The 21,042-nt window shown below is 51.6% G+C and carries 17 protein-coding genes; 12 read left to right on the top strand and 5 right to left on the bottom strand.

Annotation, left to right across the window (positions count from 1 at the left end):
- The first annotated feature begins 23 nt into the window (after positions 1-23).
- From H8S80_RS18980 to H8S80_RS18960, 5 genes are all read left to right on the top strand, one after another.
- Positions 24-1,046 (top strand): aromatic acid exporter family protein, encoded by a 1,023-nt coding sequence (locus H8S80_RS18980; RefSeq protein WP_117621423.1) that lies wholly within the window; start codon positions 24-26, stop codon positions 1,044-1,046.
- A 183-nt stretch (positions 1,047-1,229) separates the two neighbouring features.
- Positions 1,230-1,874 (top strand): class I SAM-dependent methyltransferase, encoded by a 645-nt coding sequence (locus tag H8S80_RS18975; protein WP_117621421.1) that lies wholly within the window; start codon positions 1,230-1,232, stop codon positions 1,872-1,874.
- A 130-nt stretch (positions 1,875-2,004) separates the two neighbouring features.
- Positions 2,005-2,286, top strand: a complete 282-nt coding sequence (locus H8S80_RS18970; RefSeq protein ID WP_002601129.1) for a CD3324 family protein — start codon at positions 2,005-2,007, stop codon at positions 2,284-2,286.
- A gap of 365 nt (positions 2,287-2,651) precedes the next feature.
- On the top strand, positions 2,652-3,389 hold the full coding sequence (locus tag H8S80_RS18965; RefSeq protein ID WP_181987898.1) for a DUF1062 domain-containing protein: 738 nt from the start codon (positions 2,652-2,654) through the stop codon (positions 3,387-3,389).
- Positions 3,390-3,499: 110 nt separating this feature from the next.
- Positions 3,500-4,279 carry a Uma2 family endonuclease gene (locus H8S80_RS18960; protein ID WP_117621419.1) on the top strand — a complete coding sequence of 260 codons (780 nt, stop codon included), beginning with the start codon at positions 3,500-3,502 and terminating at the stop codon, positions 4,277-4,279.
- A 127-nt stretch (positions 4,280-4,406) separates the two neighbouring features.
- Here H8S80_RS18960 and H8S80_RS18955 read toward each other — a convergent pair whose 3' ends face one another.
- Positions 4,407-6,014, bottom strand: coding sequence for a response regulator (locus H8S80_RS18955; protein ID WP_117621418.1), 1,608 nt, complete (start codon positions 6,012-6,014; stop codon positions 4,407-4,409).
- On the bottom strand, positions 6,011-7,885 hold the full coding sequence (locus H8S80_RS18950) for a cache domain-containing sensor histidine kinase (RefSeq protein WP_117621417.1): 1,875 nt from the start codon (positions 7,883-7,885) through the stop codon (positions 6,011-6,013). The genes H8S80_RS18955 and H8S80_RS18950 overlap by 4 nt, the downstream gene beginning before the upstream one ends.
- A 224-nt stretch (positions 7,886-8,109) precedes the next feature.
- Here H8S80_RS18950 and H8S80_RS18945 point away from each other — a divergent pair, with 224 nt between their 5' ends.
- The 6 genes from H8S80_RS18945 to H8S80_RS18920 all read left to right on the top strand — a co-directional run bounded on the left by H8S80_RS18945 (position 8,110) and on the right by H8S80_RS18920 (position 17,939).
- Positions 8,110-9,042: an ABC transporter permease subunit gene (locus H8S80_RS18945; RefSeq protein ID WP_063828829.1), complete on the top strand. Its 933-nt coding sequence runs from the start codon at positions 8,110-8,112 to the stop codon at positions 9,040-9,042.
- Positions 9,043-9,057: 15 nt separating this feature from the next.
- Positions 9,058-9,951, top strand: a complete 894-nt coding sequence (locus H8S80_RS18940) for a carbohydrate ABC transporter permease (protein ID WP_034535342.1) — start codon at positions 9,058-9,060, stop codon at positions 9,949-9,951.
- Positions 9,952-10,088: 137 nt separating this feature from the next.
- Complete coding sequence (locus H8S80_RS18935; protein ID WP_117621416.1) at positions 10,089-11,813, top strand: extracellular solute-binding protein; 1,725 nt, start codon at positions 10,089-10,091, stop codon at positions 11,811-11,813.
- Positions 11,814-11,821: 8 nt separating this feature from the next.
- Positions 11,822-13,591 carry a glucosidase family protein gene (locus H8S80_RS18930; RefSeq protein WP_117621415.1) on the top strand — a complete coding sequence of 590 codons (1,770 nt, stop codon included), beginning with the start codon at positions 11,822-11,824 and terminating at the stop codon, positions 13,589-13,591.
- A 79-nt stretch (positions 13,592-13,670) separates the two neighbouring features.
- Entirely contained in the window at positions 13,671-16,061 is a 2,391-nt protein-coding gene (locus H8S80_RS18925; RefSeq protein ID WP_117621414.1) for a glycoside hydrolase family 31 protein, read from the top strand.
- A 117-nt stretch (positions 16,062-16,178) separates the two neighbouring features.
- A complete protein-coding gene (locus tag H8S80_RS18920; protein WP_117621413.1) occupies positions 16,179-17,939 on the top strand; it encodes a glycoside hydrolase family 36 protein in 1,761 nt (586 codons plus the stop codon).
- A 99-nt stretch (positions 17,940-18,038) separates the two neighbouring features.
- Here the strand turns inward: H8S80_RS18920 and H8S80_RS18915 are convergent, their stop codons facing one another.
- From H8S80_RS18915 to H8S80_RS18910, 3 genes are read right to left on the bottom strand one after another with little or no spacing between them, the layout of a single operon-like run.
- On the bottom strand, positions 18,039-18,866 hold the full coding sequence (locus tag H8S80_RS18915; RefSeq protein WP_412300014.1) for an AraC family transcriptional regulator: 828 nt from the start codon (positions 18,864-18,866) through the stop codon (positions 18,039-18,041).
- Positions 18,775-19,002, bottom strand: coding sequence for a DUF6783 domain-containing protein (locus H8S80_RS35125; RefSeq protein WP_412300012.1), 228 nt, complete (start codon positions 19,000-19,002; stop codon positions 18,775-18,777). The genes H8S80_RS18915 and H8S80_RS35125 overlap by 92 nt, the downstream gene beginning before the upstream one ends.
- 17 nt (positions 19,003-19,019) lie before the next feature.
- The gene (locus tag H8S80_RS18910; protein WP_117621411.1) at positions 19,020-20,144 is read right to left on the bottom strand and encodes a C45 family autoproteolytic acyltransferase/hydrolase; all 1,125 of its coding nucleotides are present in this window, start codon (positions 20,142-20,144) and stop codon (positions 19,020-19,022) included.
- Between the two features lie 219 nt (positions 20,145-20,363).
- Between H8S80_RS18910 and H8S80_RS18905 the strand changes: the two genes are divergently transcribed.
- Positions 20,364-21,023, top strand: coding sequence for a pentapeptide repeat-containing protein (locus H8S80_RS18905; RefSeq protein WP_002601114.1), 660 nt, complete (start codon positions 20,364-20,366; stop codon positions 21,021-21,023).
- Positions 21,024-21,042: the final 19 nt, after the last annotated feature.

Raw genomic sequence — 21,042 nt, 5'->3', positions numbered from 1 at the left:
AATCGTCAGGAGGAAGTGAAATCGTGAAGAAGCCGGATTATGTAAAAGTCATCAAAATCGCCGTGGGCGCGGGCTTAGCTATCGTCCTGGCGGAGCGTATGGGGTTACGTTACAGCGCATCCGCCGGGGTGATCACACTTTTAAGCATTCAGGATACAAAGAAGGAGACGATCCGGGTAGTGGCACGCCGGCTGCTGTCATTTGTCATGGCACTGGCCATCTCCGCGGCAGGTTTTTCTGCCTTTGGGTACGGCCCCCTGGCAGTATGCGTCTTTCTGCTGTTCTTTTCTGCGGCCTGTATGGCGTTTGGAATGCAGGAGGGGATCTCTGTGAATACGGTGCTGATGACTCATTTCCTGGCAGAGCGTTCCATGACGGGAGCCAATATCGCCAATGAACTGGGGCTTCTGGCCATAGGCGCGGGAATCGGTGTGATTCTCAATCTCTATATTCCCGGAAAGGTACATTTAATCCGAACGAGCCAGCGCCGGATCGAGAGCCATATGAAGGAGATCCTGCGAAAGATGGCGGGACAGCTGACCACTGGAAAGGGCGGAGATGCCGGGCTGGCAGACGGTGAACCGCCGCTTTCCTCCCTTTTAAAAGAGCTTGACGCAGAGCTGAAACAGGGGGAGAAGAGCGCGTATGAGGACATGGAGAATAAGCTTCTCACTGAGACGAGATACTACCTCCGGTATATGAACATGAGGCGGACACAGGCATTTGTCCTGGGACGGATCGAGGGGGAGTTAAAGCATCTGGGGGAACTGCCTTCCCAGGCGCAGCCGATTGCAGAGCTGATGGAGCGGATCAGCGGGGGCTTTCATGAGTATAACAACGCCGTAGGCCTGCTTGAGGCCCTGGATGCGGTAAAGGAGGCTATGCGGGAGCAGCCCCTTCCGGAGCTTCGGGAAGAATTTGAAAATCGTGCGGTGCTGTTTCAGATTCTGCTGGAGCTGGAACAGTTCCTGGAGATAAAGAAGGAATTTGTGGAAGAACTGTCGGCAGAGGAAATAGGAAAATTTTGGAGAGAGACCACGTGTTGACAGGCGGAGCAAACTTCTGTATACTCGACACAGCGTCTGTGTGCGAAAGCCGGCTTAAAGTTGTTTCTGCCGGAAACTTGAGGTTTTTTTCCCGAAGTCTTCAGAGTATACTGGAAAAGAAGCTGGGGCGTGCCGGAATATTCACCGCACCGGTTTTAAAATTGCGGCCGGGAGGTGGACAGTATGGAAAAAATGACGGATTTCTTTACAGCCAGGGTTGATATCTATGATGATCATATGATTCATGAGGTTGAAGGGTGCCGGGAAGGCTATTTAAAGATGGCGGAGCTCGTGCCGGAAAAGACGAAGACACTTCTGGATCTGGGATGCGGAACCGGACTGGAGCTGGAGGCAATATGGACCAGGAACCCGGGGATTGCCGTCACAGGAATCGATCTGACGCCCGCGATGCTGGAACGGCTGAAGAAAAAGTATTCCGACCGGGATGTAACTCTGATCGAGGCGGACTACATGGCCTGCGAGCTGGGGACGGAACGGTATGATGCTGCGGTTTCCTTTCAGACACTGCATCATTTTACCCATGAGGAGAAGCTGGGGCTGTATGAAAAATTATGGCGTGCCTTAAAGGCCGGCGGCTGCTATATCGAATGTGACTACATGGCGGAAACGCAGGAGCAGGAGGACTATTTCGTCGCGGAGAAAAAGCGCCTGGAGGAAGAACTGAAGCTTGTTAAGGGGGAATATTACCATTTTGACATGCCGTGTACCATGGATAATCAGAAGCGTCTGTTAAGACAGGCTGGTTTTACTGAGGTGGAAGTGGTATGGAGACAGGAAAACACAACGATCCTGTATGCAAATAGATAGAGAGGGGGCCGTTTCTTTATGATGAAAGAGGTTAAGACTGCATAGCAACAGGCCTATGCAGTGAAAGATAATATGAGTAATTGTATAGCCTTTGCTATTCCTGACAGTAAAATATGTTTAGGAGGCAGCGATGCGCTATCGGAAAGCAACGGAGGTTCTGCCGGAAGAACTGGTGGAAGCAATCCAGAAATATATGGATGGGGGATACGTCTACATCCCCAGAAAAGAAGAGAATAAGAAGAAGTGGGGAGAAGAAACCTCCTTTCGGGGAGAGCTTAAGACCCGCAACGAAGAGATTTATCGTAGATATCTGGATGGATTCGGTGTGAAGACGCTGGCGGAGGAGTACTTCCTTTCGGAAAAGAGCATTCAGAGAATCATTTTATCAGAAAAAAATAAAGAAAAACAATAGTATGGAAAAACGATGTGCCGAGGTTCTTTCTCGGCTTTGGAAGCGGGGCCGCGCAGGGAGAGTTCATATCCCGTGTCCGCCCCGCTTCCTACTCACCATAAAAATAGCCGGGATTGTCGGACACCAAATGCATGTGTTCGCCATTCCCGGCCATTTTTATGGTGAGTATCCAGACGGCGGCACACTGGGATATGAACTCTCCCTGCGCGGTCCACATCCAAAGCCGAGAAAGAACCCCGGCACATCGTTTTTGTATATACCTCCCAATCTCCCACCGTGTAATGTGCCGCGTCTTTCAGACAGAACCGACGACGAGGTATGCCTTCGTCCGGAGCCGTGTTAGAGTGGTTTCCGGAGGGACTGTTATGAAGAACAATATTCAAAAAATAAGAAGAGAACGCTGGAAGCTTGTGCCGGAGGCCGTACCCACGGTGAGACGGAATTGCTCGAAATGTAAAGAAAAACGTGAATTTATAAATAGCATGAAATTCCGCGTAAATGCTAATGGGAAAAACGTGGATGTATGGCTGATCTACCGCTGCGAGAAATGCAGTACCACCTGGAATATGAGCATTTTTGAGCGGAGCCCGGTGAGTGCGATACCGGAAGAGGAGTACGCCGGCTTCCAGGCAAACGACCGCCTGCTGGCAGAATCCTACGGAAGACGAATGGATTTATTTGTAAAAAACAGAGCGGAAGCAGTGACGCCGGAAGGCGGGTACTGGATAGAGGCAGAAGCGGAATCTGAAACAGGCGCAGAGGAAGGTGCTGAGGCAGGAGCCGAGGAAAACGTCCTCCCGGCTGAAAGCAGCTTCCGGCGTATTGAGCTGGAGGTTCCGTTTCCCATGGTATTGAGACTGGACAGCCTGCTGGCCGACCGGCTGGGAGTATCGAGAAGCATGGTGAAGCGCTGGTGCGGCCAGGGAGTTGTGGTGAAACTGGACAGAGAGGAGAACGCGTGGAAATCGGAGGAGAAGCTCTGCCGGGAAAAGGTCAGGAACGGTCTGGTGATCGGAATCCGGCCTGTCCTGCCGGTTCCTGAGACAGGCACGATGCCGCAGGTCTGTCCTCCCGGTTTGACGTCTGTGAAATTGAAAGCCTGAAGGATGATCTGAACTGCCGCACAAATATTACCATATTATATCGGAACACTTGACCGTAAAAGGTAAAAATGGTATAATAAAGTAAATAAAACTGCGGAAGGAGATTGGCTATGATGAATCTGGAGAAGTTGAAAAAACGAAAGAAAGAGTTGGGAATGACGAACCAGGAGCTGTCTGAACGGTCCGGCGTGCCGCTGGGGACCGTTAATAAGATATTCAGCGGAGCCACGAAGTCGCCGCAGTACGATACGATACTCGCACTGGAGACGGTTCTGGGGATGACGTTTTACCGCGACGAAGACGGACCGTATGTCAGCAGTATGCGGGAAGAAGCTTTTCATTATACGGTTCAGGGATCGTATACCCTGAAGGATTACTATGCGCTCCCGGATCATCTCAGGGCCGAGTTAATTGACGGCCAATTTTACTATATGTCATCTCCCGGCCCCATTCACCAGAAGCTTGTCGGAGAACTGTACTTTCAGATCAAAGAGTACATCAGGAGAAAGGGGGGACCCTGTGATGTATTTCTTGCTCCATTTGATGTGTTTCTGGACTCGGATGACAGAACGGTGGTACAGCCTGACCTGATGATCATCTGCGATCAGACGCGCGTGGAAGCGAAAGGCGTAACCGGTGCCCCTGATTTTGTCCTGGAGATCATATCCGAGAGCACAGGGAAGAAAGACTATTCGACGAAACTGAATAAATACTGGTCGGCAGGCGTCCGTGAATACTGGATCGTTGATCCGTTAAAGGGACGAATCCTGACGTACTGTTTTGACGGCGACAATCCGGATATAGGGATATATGGTCTGCACGATACCGTTCCAGTGGGAATTTATGGAGATTTGTCCATCGATTTTGGAGAGTTTTCCTTCCTGGCGTGATTTTAGTTGGAAGACAGGAGGTTTCCCGCAGACGTGAGATCAGATACGTGTATTTGCGAAGAACTGCAGGATAAAAGGAATCAGACACACCTCATTGACAGGAGGCGTTCTGATTCCTTTATTCTTTTTAGGAAGAATGCTCCTTCTTTCGGAACTCAGAGGGGGTGACGCCCGTGTAGTCTTTAAAAAGCTTGCAGAAATATTTGACGTTGGGAATCCCGACAGCCTCTGATATTTCGTACAGCTTCTGATTGGTGTTCAAGAGCAGCTGTTTCGATTTTTCAATCCGCACATTCTGAAGGTAGTTAATCAGATTCAGGCCGGTCTTCTTTTTGAACAGGGAGCTGAAGTAGCTGCTGTTCATGGAGATGAGGTCGGAGATCATACTCAAATCCAGATCCAGGTAATAGTTTTGTTCCATGTAGGCGATGGCCTGGTCTACCGGAGAGGAGGCCATGTGGGAGGCAGGGGCGGCTCCGTCTTTTTTCCGCTTCCAGTAATCCATCAACCGGGCATAGAGTATATCCGTCAGGGCATCAGGGGAATCGCACGCCGTCATGGCTTCGGAAACGGATAATTCGATCCGGTAGGCGCTCTCCGGTTCGAGACCGTCTTTGGCGGCCTGAAGGGCAAAGGTATCTTTCAGCCTGTCGAGACAGTCACAGACGTAGCCGGGGGAAGAATTCTCTACGCTGAGGATGTGATGGATGAAGCTGTAGAAGTTCTGGCGCAGATCAAACTGGCTGTTTCCAATGAAGTAGTGGTACAGCGTTTCGATCATGGTTAAGGGAATCACGGGAGTTCGTGTCTCCGTGTTCCGCTGCCGTTTTGGGTAAAATGCCACGGCCTCCGGATGGAAGAGCCGGTAATGCAGCAGCATGCACGCTTCCTGATACATGGCGGGAAGCGATTCCCTGGAACTTTCCACACGGCTGATGGAGAGGCAGATCCGCAGCCCGTGTTTCTGGCCGTATACCCGGATCTCTTCCTCTAGATTCTGCCATATCTTCTGGCTGTAACCGGAATCGAGGCGTGAAAAGTTAAAAAGGAGGCATTTATAGACGGACAGGATATCCGCCTGGTAAACGGCGGCATAGGGCTCAAAACGGGAGACGATCCACAGAAAATGGTTTTTATAGTCGATCGAGGACCCGTCTGAAGAAACAGCAGGCGTGATCTTGATGCAGACAACCGCCATGTACTCCTCCGGAAATGCAATGGAGTAGTGGGAGAGGAAATGTCCGATCTCCCCGGCCGGATAACGGCCGGACAGGATATTGCCCAGCAGCAGCTCCTGGAAACGGTCCAGCTTTTTCTCATAGGTGTGGATCCGTTCAGTCAGCTCCAGGCGGAGTGACTGCTGTTCCTTCAGCTGTCCAATCACCCGGGTGAGCACTTCTTTTATCTCATTCTTGGTGCTGGGCTTTAACAGATAGTCTTTTACTCCATATTGAAGGGCCGTGCGGGCATACTCAAAATCGCTGTAGCCGCTCAGGATGATAAACTGGCCTTCCGGCAGAAGTTTCTGGCTCTCCCGGATAAATGTCAGGCCATCCATGAGCGGCATTTTAATATCGGTCATGATGATGTCGGGAGCATGCTCCCGGCAGAGACGCAGCCCCTCTTCTCCGTCACCGGCCTCGTAGATGTGTTCAAAGTCCATCTCCAGCTTCCGCAGGGTGACGATTAGTCCTTTTCTTATGATATCTTCATCTTCAACAATCAAAAGTGTCATAACTTACTCCGTTCATTAAGAAAATTTTCTTCCTGTTCCTTTGTTGGTATGGAGACGGGCAGGGAGATCGTGTTGCAGGCGCCGCCTAAGTCCGAGGAGGAAAACGTAAAGGAATAGTGCCTTCCGTAAAGGAGGAAGAGCCGCAGGTTTACGTTGAGAATGCCGATGCTTTTACCGGATCGGGAGGATTCCCTCTCCTGCGGTTCAAGGGATATGGGTTCGACCTCCAGTGTTTCCGTGGATTTCTTCATGGCAGCTGTAAGCGTCTGCTGCTGTTCCCCGCTGATTCCTGTCCCGTTGTCCTCAATCTTAATGATAATGCTGGAATCTCCCCTGTAAATGGTCACCTTTATGATCAGCTCACTCAGCTTATTCTCGAATCCATGGACGAAGGAATTTTCAATAATGGGCTGAAGAATAAAATTGGGAATCTCAAAGCGGAGCAGATTGTCCGGCACCGACAGGAGCAGGGTGACCCGGTTGTTTAGCAGTAAATTCTGGATATTGATATAGTCCCGGATGATCTGCAGCTCGTGCTCCAGCGTGCAGTGGTAGCTGGCCGGGGAGATGTTGTAGCGCATCAGATTCCCCAGGGCGGCGATGCTGTCGGAGAAATCATCCAGGTCGTGGATGATGGCGATCATTTTAAAGGTATCCAGGATATTGAAGAGAAAATGAGGATTGATCTGGGCCTGGAGGGCGGAAAGCTCCGTCTCCTTCTGCAGCATCCTGGCTTTGTACACCCGGTTGATCAGCTCATTGATCTTGAATGACATATAGTTGATGTCGGTGGCCAGCTGATCGATCTCATCCTCCCCGTTTACCGGGATAGCGACGTGGAAATCGCCTTCCTGAATCTTATGTACGGCATCGATAATCGTGTTGATCTTTCGGATCAGCAGTGTGGACAGAAGGTAGGAGAGCAGCACGATGCCGATGGCTGCCGCTAAAATCACCAGGGTGAACGACTGCTGAGCCTTTAGAACCGGGCCGACGATCTCGGCACCCGGAACCGCGCACAGGATCCAGCTGTCCAGCGAACCGATCTGCTTGATGGAAATCAGATACTCTGTCTGTGCCAGGGAGACGAGGAACGGGCCTTCATCGCTGTCAGAGAGACAGTCTCCCTCCATAAGTCTCTGCTCCAGGGAATGGCGGAAATCTGCGGTAACCTTTGCCGGGAGGTCGGAGATGATCTTTCCGTCGCTGTTTACTGCCGCCACAAAACCGGATTCCATGGCCGGTATGGTCTTCATGTCCTCGAAAAATACGGATGGTTTGATGCAGACCTCCAGGAAATTATTGGAGGTCAGAAGAGGATAGAACAGGGAATAGACCATCTGGTCTTCTCCGCCGTAGCCGTAGCTGTAGCTGCGGTTTATGTGGCATGGCTCCAGATAATAGCCTTTGTCAAAAATGGAATTCTCCATCTCCTGCATCCATGGCTCTGAGCGGTAGTCATCGTACTGATGAAGGTACTGGGTTTCCGGAATCGAGGGGTTATTTGTGAAAAAGTGGTAGTAGGATATCTCCGGACTGGAGGCTTCCAGCCAGGAGAGCAGAGGTGAGATATCGTTGTTCAGAATCTCAATTAATTCGAGATCGCCGTAAAATTTGGGGACGAAGAACTTATTGATGACCGTGTTGGTGGAGACTAAATAGGAGACATTTCTTATCTTTTCTATTTTGGAATTGATGGTGTTCAGTTCCTGATCCAGTCTCTGATCGATGGCGCTCACGGCGTTTTCCCGGACCGGCTTTACGATGGACTGATACAGCAGGACAAGGCAGAGTATGAGCGGGAATGAGACAAGGACAAGATAACAGAGAATCAGCTTCGATTTATAATGCATTTTTTTGATTAATCCCATTTGCAGGACCTCCGAAGTATGGCTGTTGCGTGAAAACAACTATATTTATTGTACTATTTCCAAAAAACGTGTACTTCTTTTACAAAAACCGTGTGATATACTATGAGCACCTGGTAAGGTATGCAGTATGGCAAACGGGAATGTTCCCAATATTCAATTATAAAGCGTTTTTTTAGTTTTGCAACGGGAAAAAACGTCAGAAGGAGGAGGCTTTGTATGTGTTTATGAAAAAGTTACCGAAAAAAAAGAGGGTGGGAAAGAGGCAGTTTCAACTGCAGTTAATGGTGATTCCTGCCATGGTTTTCTTTTTTATTTTTTCCTATATCCCGGTCATGGGACTGGCAAATGCTTTTCTGGATTACTCGCTGACCGATGGATTCTTCGGCCACGCATTTGCAGGAATGAAGTATTTTAAGGAGCTGTTCTCCAGCGAGAGCTTCTATCTCGCCATGAAAAATACGCTTGGAATGAGTTTTTTGAAGTTCTTCTTTACGTTTACGTCGCCGCTTCTGCTGGCGCTCATTATCAATGAGGTGCCGTTTAAGTGGCTGAAGAAGGCAACCCAGACGGGAAGCTACTTACCGCATTTCCTGTCCTACGTCATTGTAGCGACGCTCTGGATCGTGTTTCTGGACAGCAAGGGACTGATCAATGATATTCTGATGAGACTGCATATCACGGATATGCCTATCGAATTCCTGGCGGATTCCAAGTATTTCTGGTGGATCGGCGTGTGGATTGACTGCTGGCAGGAGAGTGGCTGGAATGCGATTATTTATCTGGCGGCCATCGCGGGCATCAACCAGGATATCTACGAAGCGGCGGCCGTGGACGGCGCCGGGCGTCTAAAACGGATCACACAGATCACGCTTCCGTCTATCGCATGGACGGCCGGAGTCCTTTTCGTTATGAACTGCGGAAACTTACTGAGCGGCGGACCGGTGGCTTCCAACTTCAACCAGTCGTATTTGCTGGGAAATGCCTTTAACTATTCGAAATCCTATGTAATCCAGAAATTCATTGTCGATGAAGGCTTAAACCAGCTGAGGTTTTCCTTTGCGGCGGCGGGGAATCTGATTCTGTCCGTACTTTCGGTGACGCTTCTTCTGACCGCCAATAAAATATCAAAAAAAGTATTTGGAAAGAGCGTCTTTTAACGGGAGGGTGACGATATGCTTCGAATGAAATTAGGAAGATCGAGAGAGGACAGGATCATTAATATCGTTACTGCTGTATTGTGTATTCTGGTTCTGATCGTGACCGTATATCCGGTTTATTACTGCCTGATCTATTCGTTTAATGACGGCAAGGATGCGGCGAAACAGGCACTTTACTTCTGGCCGAGAAAGTTCTCCCTGGAGAATTACAAGATCGTTTTCCAGAACAAGGCAATCTATCCGGCCTTCATAATGACGATGCTCAGGAGTATTGTGGGAACGGTACTGGCCGTTTTCTGTATGGCCATGGCGGCGTATGCGCTGTCCAAGGATAACTTAAAGGGGCGGAAGGTTTATATGATTATGGGCGTCATAACGCTGTATTTTTCAGCCGGAGTAGTGCAGTCCTATCTCCTTTACCGGGAGATGCGGCTTTTGGATTCCTTCTGGGTCTATATCCTGCCTAACATTTTTCAGTTTTACTATATCATTCTGTTTATATCATTTTTCAGGGAACTGCCTGCGGCGCTGGAGGAATCGGCGCAGATGGACGGAGCGGGGTACTTTACGATCCTGTTTAAGATCATCATACCGCTGTCAACGCCGGTGATTGCCACGGTATCGCTGTTTGTAGGGGTCTGGCACTGGAATGACTGGTTCCACCCGGCGTTTTTTATCCAGAACGAGAGCCTGATGACACTGCCGGCCGTCCTGATGCGGGCCATGTCTCTGGCCGAGGCGCAGCAGACGCTGCAGAAGATGATCGCCGTGCCGTCGCAGAGCAGTACCACCATGGAGTCGGTCCGGTATGCGATGTTAATCGTGTCGATTCTTCCGGTAACGATTATTTATCCCTTCGTCCAGAAGTTCTTCTTAAAGGGAATGATGCTGGGAGCGGTGAAAGAATAAGTGTACCCATACAAACTGTCATAGGGCGGAACGCCCGGGCTTCTTATTTTCGTATATTTCAAAAACAGGAAGATGCACGGCTGAAAATCTGCCAATAAAAAGTAAATCAATAACCATACATAAAGGAGATAGGGAATATGAGAAAGTTGAAACGTGTATTATCATGCATGGTGTGCTCTGCTATGGTAGCAGGTATGCTGGGAGGCTGCGGGGGCGGCCAGAGTACGGTTAAGGAGACCACAGCGGGGACTGCGGCAGCAGATACAACGGAAGCAGAACCGCAGACACAGGCGCCGGAGGCGGCTGCATCGAACTTCCAGTCTGAGATGGATTGGGAAAGAATCGGCTGGCAGGCGGATCCGGAAGGTCTGGAATGGAAGGAAGACACCTCGCCCATAGAATTAGGGTATTACGCCAACTTTTCCTGGTTTTCGCTGGACTGGAACGATGCCACGGCAGAGCGTGTGACCGCGAAGACAGGCGTTGATTTAAACTTTATGAAACCCGTAGTTGACGACGGCCAGAAGCTGAACATGATGATCGCCGGCAATCAGCTGCCCGATATTCTGACTCTGGACAAAAATGACGCGGCCTTAAAGAAGATGGCCGAGGCGGGGATGCTGTGGCCGCTCGACGAGCTGATCGACCAGTATGCGCCGAAGATGCGTGAAATTCTTCCAAAGGAAATCTTAAGCAACTATCAGATGGCGGATGGGAAGACGTATCAGTTTACCACATGGATTCAGGGTGAAGCATGGCAGAAGGCTGCGAGAGAGTACGATCAGATCGTGGGAACGAACCAGCCAATTATTACGGTGAGAAAAGATTACTACGATGAGATTGGCCGTCCGGAGATCAGGAATATGACCGAATTCATCGCCGCCGTTAAGCAGATGAAGGAAAACCATCCGGATAAAATCGGTTTTTATCCCGCCGATGGAAGCATGTCCGCCGATGAGTTCGGAAAGAGCGCGAAGCTTTCCCACTATGGCATCCAGATGGGGCTGAGCACCGACTTTTCTGAGAAGGACGGGGGAATCCAGTGGGTGGTCCGTGACGACAAGTTCAAAGAACCGATGAAGTATTTAAATGAGATGTATCTGGAAGGAATTTTAACAAAAGATCCGTTCATTGACACAAAGGATGTAGGAAAGGCTAAGATTGAGCAGGGCGATGTGATTTCCTACTGCTGGACGATCTCCGACGGCGAGAAGGTGCCCGGAGACAACCCGGATACTACCTACGAGATTCTGCCTCCGTTTGAGACATACGGACAGATCAGAACGGGAGCCGGCTGGCTGGCGACCGTGATTCCGAAGACCTGCAAGGACCCTGAGAGAGCGATCCGTTTCCTGGAATATCTGGCATCTGTAGAGGGACACAGCGACGTATCATGGGGCATTGAAGGCGATACGTATCAGGACGCGGTAGCAGGCGCCCAGTGGCATATGATAGATGGAAAACCGGTTCTGCTGGAAGAGTATGTGAAGGATAAGAACGCGGACTGGGGCGGCGTTGCCTCCAGAAATGGACTGGGCGAGTATTGGATCGCCTGCAACGAGCTGTTGTGGAACCTGCCGTGGTGGAACGACCAGGATGAGAGAATGAACAAATTCAATGAACAGTTCGGAAAGTATGTGGAATTCCGTCCGGAACTGGATATTCAGGACCCGTCACCGGAATCTGAAGAGGGAATTATCAGACAGAAAGCGTTCAGCCTCCTGCAGCAGTATTCCGTAAAAATGATCTTTACCGAGGACTTTGAGTCCGTGTACCAGGAATTCATTCAGAAGATTGATGAGCTGGGGATGAATAAGGTGGAAGCTTATTGGACGGAAGAGTATAAGAATAAGACAAAATAAGAGGGATTATGACTGAGAAAAAGATTACCTGCAGCGGAATCAGACCACTCATTTACTGCATCAGCAGGGAAGAGGGAGATCCGTATCTGATCCATAATTACGACGGCGCGGTGGAGTTCCCGCCCGTTACCCGGTGCTTTATCCTGCCCTTCCATGGGCAGGGGGAGTACCGCTCCTATGAGGTGACATCGAAAGAGCCATTTCAGGTTCACATAAGTGCAGATGAAATGGAGGTGACCGTTTCAGCAGATATAGGGGATGCTATATCCCCGCTGGCATGGAAAGAATTTGACGGCCCGCCGCACTGTGATGTGATGGGGAATTCCATGGAGCTGGACTTCGAAAATGGGGATATCTTCCGGGATACGTATTACCATTTTTACTGGGAAACGCTTCTGCCCTCTGTGGTGGAACGGACGAGGGCGAAATCGTATTCCAACAGCGATGGTTACGTGGTGAGTACGCTTCAGAAGGGCGCCTATGCGGGAACATACCCGGATGTGGACCATGAATTCCAGATCAAGGGACGCCTGGCCATGGCGGATGAACTGGATCTGGCTGTGGTAAGGCGCATGATGGAACTGCAGCTTAAGCTGATGGCGGAGGACCCGGAGCAGGCGTTCCGTGATCCGTGTGCCATTCAGCCGAACGGAGCCAGAGAGTACCATGTCAGGCGGAACAGCCTGGATAACTCGGAGAATGCGGAGATGTTTCTCGTGACCGGGAATATCGAAATCATTGAATCTGCATGCTTTTATTACGCAGCCGTTAAAGACGATGACTGGCTTCGCGGCCATATCGAGGGGCTGGAAAACTCCCTGTCCCTTGTGGAGAGCTGTATCGACCGACAGGGCCGGCTGTGGTCCGACGTTTATTACGAGGATCAGGTGATCAAGGACGGCCGGGAATGTATGGCCCAGGCGCTTGCGGCCAGGTCATTTGAAATCATGGCCGGGCTGGAAGCGGTCTTAAAACGGGATAAACAGGAGGCGCATTACCGGGCCGTATCGGGCCTGCTGAAGGACGCCCTGGTGCAGGCGCTTCCCACCGGCTTCTGGGATGCGTCGAAGAAGCGGTTTATCGACTGGGTGGACAGAAATTCGGTGTCCCATGACCATATCCACCTTCTGGCAAATGAGCTTCCGGCGCTGTTTCATTATACAAATCCGGATCAGGAGCAGAGCGTGATCCGTCTGATGGAGGCGTGTTTTGAGGAGTTTCAGCGTTTCCCCAGCTTCGTTTCCGCCAGAATTTCAGATTATACGGAGTCGGAGATCGGTTCGGGAGGCCCGTATGACCTCTGTGCGGCCGGCAGATACTGGTGCTGGGATTTTGCCTACTGGAGAGAAAAGGGAAGAACTGATATTCTGGAACAACAGCTGTTGGCGGTCTGCCGTCAGGCCAGGATGGACAAATACCGGATGGGGGAACGGTATGACATGAATTACGTTTACTATCTCAGTGAGAAAAACTGGCACGGAGCGGCCCATTATTACGAGTATCCCTGTGTATTTATCTGGAATCTGATCGCCGGGTACGCGGGTGTGCGGTTTGCGCTTCAGGCTGATTTAGAGATAGAGCCGATGCTCGCCGGAGACGGAAGAGTGAGGCTGGAAAATCCGCAGTACGGCATTGAATATACGGTGGCGGGAAATACCATTTTCGTGAAAAATCTGCTTGCTCAAGAGCGGTCACTGCTGGTAAAATGGAAAAATGAGGAACGGCTGGTGAAGCTGGGAGAAAACGAGACCTGGTCCTATACGCGCGGCGTGAATTAATGGAAAACCAGAGCATTTTTTAATAAAAAGGGAAAGCTGTACAGATACCTGTACGGCTTTTCTGGAATGAGGAGATTACATGGTAAGAGATATAAAAAGATATGGAAATCCGGCCTGCAGGGAACGTGCCATTGTACAGGGTCCGAACTGCCGTTTCACCGTATTGACGTCCTCACTGATTCGTATGGAATACAGCGAAAACGGTAGCTTTGAGGACCGGGCCACGCAGATCGTAATGAACCGGGAATTTACGGTTCCGAAATATGAAGCCGCATGGAACGGCGGTTTTCTGACGATTACTACGGAGTTTTTGCAGCTGCGTTACCGGGGCGGGGCGTTTGCTGAAGACGGATTAAGCATACGAACGATCGTTGATCCGAAGACGGGAGAAAGCCGCTTATGGCGCTGGGGAGACGAGAGTAAGGATCTGGGAGGAACTGCGCGCACGCTGGATGAGGTGGATGGTGCGATTCCCCTGGAGCACGGGATGATTTCCAGAGACGGCTTTACTGTGATTGATGACAGCGGGTCCATGGTCATTGGAGAGGACGGCTGGGTTGCGCTGCGCGGAGGAGATGGGCTGGACTTCTACTTCTTCGGTTATGGCCGCCGCTATCAGGAATGTATCCGCGATTTTTACAGGCTGTGCGGGAATACGCCTCTGCTTCCGCGGTGGGCGCTTGGAAACTGGTGGAGCCGGTACCATAGATATACGGAAGAGGAGTATAAGAGGCTGATGGTGCGCTTTCAAAGAGAGCAGATCCCATTTTCCGTGGCAGTCATCGATATGGACTGGCATCTGGTCGATATTCCGCCGAAATATGGGACCGGGTGGACCGGATATACCTGGAACCGGGAGCTGTTCCCTGATCCGCCGGAGTTTCTGGCGTGGCTCCATGAACAGGGGATGAAGGTTACCCTGAATGTCCATCCGGCGGACGGGGTGCGCGCCCATGAGGAGGCGTATCCGCGAATGGCGGAGGCGCTGGGAATCGATCCGGCAGGCGGGACAGCGGTAGAGTTCGACGTGACGGACCGGGCGTTTCTGGAGGCGTACTTCGATGTGCTGCACCACCCGATGGAAGAGGACGGCGTCGATTTCTGGTGGGTGGACTGGCAGCAGGGGAAGAAAACCAGGATTCCCGGCCTGGATCCGCTCTGGATGCTGAACCATTACCACTATTTGGACAGCACGCGGGCGGGAGGCGCGGGCCTTACATTTTCCCGGTATGCGGGAATTGGCAGCCATCGGTATCCCGTCGGATTTTCCGGGGACACCATCATAAGCTGGGAGAGTCTTCAGTTTCAGCCGTATTTTACGGCTTCGGCAAGCAACGTGGGATATGGATGGTGGAGCCATGACATCGGAGGACACATGATGGGGGCCAGGGACGATGAACTGGCGGCGCGCTGGGTGCAGCTCGGCGTGTTTTCACCGATCAACCGGCTTCACAGCACCTCCAATCCGTTCAGCGGCAAGGAACCCTGGAATTTCAATAAGCGGGCCGAGATGATTATGGGAGACTTTTTGCGGCTCCGTCATGAACTGATCCCCTATCTCTATACTGCGAACCGCCGGGCCAGCTTCGAGGGATGTCCTCTGGTTCGGCCGCTGTACTGGGAGGAGCCGGAACAGAAGGAGGCCTATGAGTTTCCGAATGAATATTATTTCGGCTCGGAACTGCTGGCCGCGCCCATAACGGAGCGGATGGATCTGGAGGCGGATCTGGCGGGCGTGAAAGCCTGGATTCCGGATGGAATCTGGTTTGATTATCAGAATTCGCGGATATATCAGGGCGGAAAACAGATGATGCTTTACCGCACCTTAGAGCAGATGCCGGTGCTTGCAAAGGCGGGAGCGATCATTCCCAGAAGCCTTGACAGGATGGGAGGCACGGGGAATCCGAACTGCATGGCGGCCGATATTTTCCCTGGCGCGGACGGCTGTTTCAGCGTATGGGAAGACGACGGGAGAACAGAAGCAGATGGAGAAAATGATGACAGGTGGTCTGTAACGCGGCTTTCCCTGGAGTGGAGCCCGCTTACCCGTTTCGTAATTGGAGGTGTTGAAGGAAATCGGAGTGCGGTTCCGGAAATGCGGTCGTGGAAGCTGAATTTCCGGAATGTGGAATATGTGGTTCCGGAAGTGACCGTCGAAGGAGAGCGTGTGGACGCGGTTGTCTCCTACGATGAGGTGAGAAAAAATCTGACACTGGAGCTTTCGGGAATCCCCTCCGTAAAAACCGTGGAGGTGCGATTTGGAACCGGTATGGAGATGGCCTCTATGGACCGGGCAGATCAGGCATTCGAGATTTTAAACAGGGCGCAGATTTCTTATGATAAGAAGGAAGCGATATTAGAGGCGGTAAAGAAACAGAGAGGCGATGCGCTTCTGACTATACAGAGCATAGAGGAAAATACGGTACTGGTGGGGGCGCTGGCGGAAATACTGTTCAGCGATGGAAATTAAAATGCGTTTCCCCGCGCATAGACATCAGGCATTATGCCCGGCGGCCCCTTGACAGGGACGCCGGGCTGTAAGCGTTTGATACAGACACACAGCAGGCAGACTGAAAGGAGAAGAGAGATGGAAAGTATTTTGAAGGTTGGTGAATTTGAGGTGATTTCGGAGGCGGCTGTATCCTGCACCGCTTCGGTGACAGAAAAAGGGGCGGGGAGGATGGTTACGGAGTTTCAGCTTCAGTCAGACCGTATTTCGGATATGGGAGCTGCCGTTGAAATCCGTTATTCCTTTCCCATTCTCGATATCTGCGGACGGTGGCATCCGAACTGTCGTGCCGACCGGGCGCTGAAGGCGGATTGGGAGCTGCCGGTGGCGTCCATGACAGCCGTCTCGGCTCCTGTCGTCTGTTTCTTCAATTCCGAAAGCAGAAACAGGCATACGATCGCTGCTTCGGAGCTGTGCCAGGAAGTGGATATGAATGCCGGAGTGCATGAGGAAGACGGGCGGATGGCCGTTAAGATCCGGTTTTTTCTGAGTCCGCAGAAGCTGAACGCGGGATATTCCTTCCGGCTGTGGGAGTCGCAGGAAGATGTCCCGTACTGGGATACGCTGGATCAGGTGAGGCAGTGGTGGGAGGAGGCAATGCCGCCTGTCATGGAGGTGCCGGACGCGGCCAGAGAGCCGGTGTACTCTTTCTGGTACTCCTGGCATCAGGATATTAATGCCTCTATTGTTGAGGAAGAGGCGGAGCGCGCTGCGAAAATGGGATTTGATACGATAATCGTGGACGACGGCTGGCAGACCGGGGATAATAACCGTGGATACGCGTTTTGCGGGGACTGGGCCCCCGAGCCTGGGAAATTTCCGGATTTTCCCGAGCATATACGGCGGGTTCACGCCATGGGGATTAAGTATATGCTGTGGTTTTCCGTACCGTTTGTGGGAAAGAACACAGGCTGCTGGGACCGTTTCTCCGATAAACTGCTCTGCTACGATGAGCGGCAGCAAGCCGGAGTTCTGGATCTGCGTTATCCGGAGGTACGGGAGTATTTGCTGGCAGTCTATTTAAAAGCTGTCCGGGAATGGGATTTAGATGGGCTGAAGCTGGATTTTATCGATGAGTTTTATATAAGAGAGGGCACTCCTGTGTGGAAGGAGGGAATGGATTACAGAGATATCCAGGAGGCGCTGGACGTGTTTATGACCAGCGTGCGGGAGACTCTGCGGAAGGAAAAGGAGAATCTGCTGATTGAATTCCGGCAGCGCTATATCGGACCCAACATGCGCAGGTATGGAAATATGTTCCGCGTCGCAGACTGTCCCTGTTCTCCGGTGACCAACCGGGTCGGCTGTGCGGATCTGCGGCTCCTGTGCGGACACAGCGCCGTCCATTCGGATATGCTGATGTGGAACCGCGGGGAGAGCCCGGAGGCTGCAGCCATACAGGTCTTGAGCTGTCTCTTCGGCGTTCCGCAGATCTCGGTCCGCCTGGCGGATCTGGAAGATGGGATTGCGGAGATGCTCCGGTTCTGGCTGGATTTCATGAGACAGCACAGAACACTGCTGCAGACGACTGTGATCCATGCGAAGGAGCCGGAAAACCTCTATCCGGAGGTGAGCGTGGAAAATGAAACGGAGGAGATCCTGGTTCACTATTCTGCGGGAAGAGTGATCCGTCCGGCTGCGAAGAAGGTAATCTCTTACTTTGTCAACGCCCTGCACGCCCAGGAGCAAATACTTATTCTGGATCCGGAAAGGGCGGTGTCGGTTACCGTGAAAAACTGCCGTGGTGAAGTGATGGAGACCATGGAGTGGAACGGGGGAGAGAGCCTCGTAAGGCTGTCCATGCCCGCGTGCGGTCTGTGTGAGCTGCGCTGGAGATGAGCGCGGCGAGGTACTGGTACTGCGCTGCGTAATGCGGTACTGGTACTGCGCTGCGCAATGCAGTACCAGTGCCGCCCGGCGTATTTAACCCGGGCAGCACTATTGAATTGGGATATAGAGATCAATCTGGGATTCCGGGTTGTTATATCCTGAAAATCGCTGATCGTATACTTCAAAATCTTCCCGACCATCCAGTTTCTCATTCGTTCCGAGAAACCAGGTGCCCCAGATATAAGAATAGCTGTCCTGAAGGAGGGAGAGGCTGCCGGTGTGTGTGAATACCGCGTAGCGCCCTCCTTTTATGATCTTTGGAACAAATGGCGCAGGGAGGCCGTCAAAGCTGCTGACCTCGACTGCTGCGACCTCTGAGAAGAGAACATCCCCATTCATGCTGTAGAGCGTGTTGCCCTGGCCGCAGGCCTCGCAGATGCCGAAGCCTCTCCCGCCGGGGATCTGGTGGGGAATCTGATGAGACATTTCCATAAAGGCGGCCCAGAGGCCGGGCAGCACATTATCGTTCAGCGTGGTGCTGCCGCGCAGACCGGCGGCCATGATATCGGGCAGTTCCACAATGACGGGATGGACTGTCAGGTTCTTCGTGATATGGGTGAGGCGTTCCCCCTCCAGCTGCGGCTTGGATCCGATGAACAGATCGAGCCGGTTCTTCCGGTAGGAGACCGGGCTGGTGAGGTAAAGCGACTTGAAGGCGCGGCTGAAGCTTTCCGCAGACTCGAATCCGCAGTCTAAAGCGATATCGAGGATCCGCCTGTCCGTATAGAGCAGCTCCTTGGCGGCTTTGGCGATCCGCCGTTTCCGGATGTAGCTGCCCACACTTTCACCCAGCAGGGCATTGAACTGCCGGGTAAAGTGGTAGTAGGAGTATCCGGCCGCGGCAGCCGCGTCTTCGACTTTGATGTCTTCGCCCAGATGATTTTCGATGTAGAGAATGGCGCGTTCCAGCGCTTTTAAATAGTCCATGGTCAGGCTCCTTTCGGCCAGAGCGTGTTTGAAAATTGCTTTCCGTCAGCTGTGCGTCACAGTGGGCAGCGTGTTTTGGTACAATCTGGTTGAATCTTAAGGTTATGCGAATGGATTCGGGGCGAAACGGAACATATCCGGAGCCGCGGGTTCACAGGAGATGGAGATCACTTCTTCCGAAGCGGGGAGCGGATCGCTCAGCCGGTACGTATGCCAGCCGTTTTCTGCCCGTCCGCCCCAGCATAATTCTATTATACCATCCATCGGATCGATGATCATGCTTTTTGTTGTGCCAAAGAAATCCTGATAGAAACGGCAGCACAGCCCGTTTGGATAGGGGGTCAGAAGCATGGATTTTAACTGGCTGACCGTGAGCGTTTCCGCGCTGTCTGCAATGCTCTTAATATAGTCATACCGTTTCAGGGAATGGACCATGGCCTCCGGTTCTAAGGATGCCAGTTCCTGGATTACGGCATGGTTGGCGGCGTGGAGGTAGGGAAGCGGGGAGGTTTCATCCAGCAGACGGACCGCCATTCTGCCATCCAGTGTTTCTACCAGGGCGCCATTACCGGAACGGTCCAGCAGGATCAGATTGAGATTGTAGGCGATGGGCATGCCCTTTAAAAAGAGGAGCGCCTCCCTGGTATCGCGGCAGTTTTCCAGAAGCGAGCGGATAACCGCCCAGTACTGCAGGCCCTCCAGTGCAGGCCGGCGCATACATTTGTCGGCGCCGACCGGAAATCCGCAGGAGCTCATGGTGACGGCGAGCCCCTGGTCATTGAAGCCATCCTCCCGACCAAAGCTTAAGACACTGGTACCCATATGCGTATATTTCCCTTCCACACTGGTTTTAATCAGCTGGAAATCCTCCAGCTCGTCGTTGAATTCATAGTTGCGCGCAATAAGCGGGTGTCCGTTCGAGGATTTGGAGGGCAGCAGAGCTAAGTGGCTGCAGTTAGGCTTTAAATAGGTCATGGCATAGTAGATGACAGATTCCAGAGGGACGTTCAGTTCGCCGGCGAAACCGGAAAGCTCCTCATTCAGTCCCGGGCACCACCGGTCAAACAGCGTTTTCGCCTGCCGGGCTTCGGCTTCACCGAAGTTTTCATATCCGGATGTATAGTAATTCTTCATCGGAGGAATGGAGGCCGCTATGCGTCCCAGCGCCTGTCCGATCTCATAACTGCTTCCTTTCAGTTCCAGCGTCCGTGTTGTGATTGATTTCATATGTGAATACCTCCTGTGTTGGATGATTGATGAGATGATCTTAACGTAAATAAGAAATTTAATCTTGACATTTCCTGCGGGAATTTTCCCTGAACGAAAAATTATGCGCGTTAAGAATTCCGTATACGCAAGCAGTCAGGTCTTTTACGAATGCTGTGTTTATGATACAATGGGAGCATCGTGCAATTCAGAACGTGTCAGAAAGGAAGGAATAAGCGTATGGCGGGAATGAAACTGGCGGAGCCGTGGCTGCCTGAAGTATATGAACTTGTGTCGGAGGAGACAGAGCTTCTTCATCAGAGCAGGGAAGAGGACGAGCGGATCCAGAATGCATATTTAAAGAATATGACGGCACAGGAGGAAGATTTTTCCGGCCTGTGTTTTTCCAGAGTAAAGTTTGAAAATTGCAGTTTCGAGGGGTGTAATTTTGAAAAAGCGGAATTCAGCGATGTGTTGTTTATCTCCTGTAACTTTTCCAACTGTCTGTTCCGCGACAGCTTTCTCAGACGGGTGTCATTTCAGCGGTCGAAGGGGACTGGTGCCAGGATGACAGAGAGCAGCTTAAAGGATGTGACGATCACGGACTGCAGTATGCAGTATTTGAATTTAGACGACTCGAAGCTGGAGTCTTTCCGGGTAGAAGATACCGATTTAGAAAATGGTAATTTCGCGCAGTGCAAGTGCAAAGGCGTTACGTTCAGCCAGGTCAGGCTTCAGAATGCCAGCTTTTTTAAGACTCCGCTTAAGGGAATGGACTTTACCACCTGCGATATCAAGGGGCTGGTGCTTTCCGATGAGTGTTCAGAGGTGCGGGGGGCGGTCATGGATTTATATCAGGCGGCGGAACTGGCGAAGCGGCTGGGGATAGTCATAAAGTGACATAATATGTACGTGAAAT

The sequence above is a fragment of the Hungatella sp. L36 genome (assembly GCF_014288035.1).
The sequence above is the reverse complement of the archived record's forward strand: the minus strand, read 5'-3'. Positions and strand labels throughout refer to the sequence as shown.

Bases quoted from the DNA above. Each gene is read 5' to 3' on its own strand.
- H8S80_RS18950 (WP_117621417.1), bottom strand. From the start codon at position 7,885: ATGGGATTAATCAAAAAAATGCATTATAAATCGAAGCTGATTCTCTGT.
- H8S80_RS18965 (WP_181987898.1), top strand. From the start codon at position 2,652: ATGAAGAACAATATTCAAAAAATAAGAAGAGAACGCTGGAAGCTTGTG.
- H8S80_RS18940 (WP_034535342.1), top strand. From the start codon at position 9,058: ATGCTTCGAATGAAATTAGGAAGATCGAGAGAGGACAGGATCATTAAT.
- H8S80_RS18955 (WP_117621418.1), bottom strand. From the start codon at position 6,014: ATGACACTTTTGATTGTTGAAGATGAAGATATCATAAGAAAAGGACTA.
- H8S80_RS18905 (WP_002601114.1), top strand. From the start codon at position 20,364: ATGGCGGGAATGAAACTGGCGGAGCCGTGGCTGCCTGAAGTATATGAA.
- H8S80_RS18925 (WP_117621414.1), top strand. From the start codon at position 13,671: ATGGTAAGAGATATAAAAAGATATGGAAATCCGGCCTGCAGGGAACGT.
- H8S80_RS18920 (WP_117621413.1), top strand. From the start codon at position 16,179: ATGGAAAGTATTTTGAAGGTTGGTGAATTTGAGGTGATTTCGGAGGCG.
- H8S80_RS18935 (WP_117621416.1), top strand. From the start codon at position 10,089: ATGAGAAAGTTGAAACGTGTATTATCATGCATGGTGTGCTCTGCTATG.
- H8S80_RS18975 (WP_117621421.1), top strand. From the start codon at position 1,230: ATGGAAAAAATGACGGATTTCTTTACAGCCAGGGTTGATATCTATGAT.
- H8S80_RS18930 (WP_117621415.1), top strand. From the start codon at position 11,822: ATGACTGAGAAAAAGATTACCTGCAGCGGAATCAGACCACTCATTTAC.
- H8S80_RS18945 (WP_063828829.1), top strand. From the start codon at position 8,110: ATGAAAAAGTTACCGAAAAAAAAGAGGGTGGGAAAGAGGCAGTTTCAA.
- H8S80_RS18970 (WP_002601129.1), top strand. From the start codon at position 2,005: ATGCGCTATCGGAAAGCAACGGAGGTTCTGCCGGAAGAACTGGTGGAA.
- H8S80_RS18910 (WP_117621411.1), bottom strand. From the start codon at position 20,144: ATGAAATCAATCACAACACGGACGCTGGAACTGAAAGGAAGCAGTTAT.
- H8S80_RS18960 (WP_117621419.1), top strand. From the start codon at position 3,500: ATGATGAATCTGGAGAAGTTGAAAAAACGAAAGAAAGAGTTGGGAATG.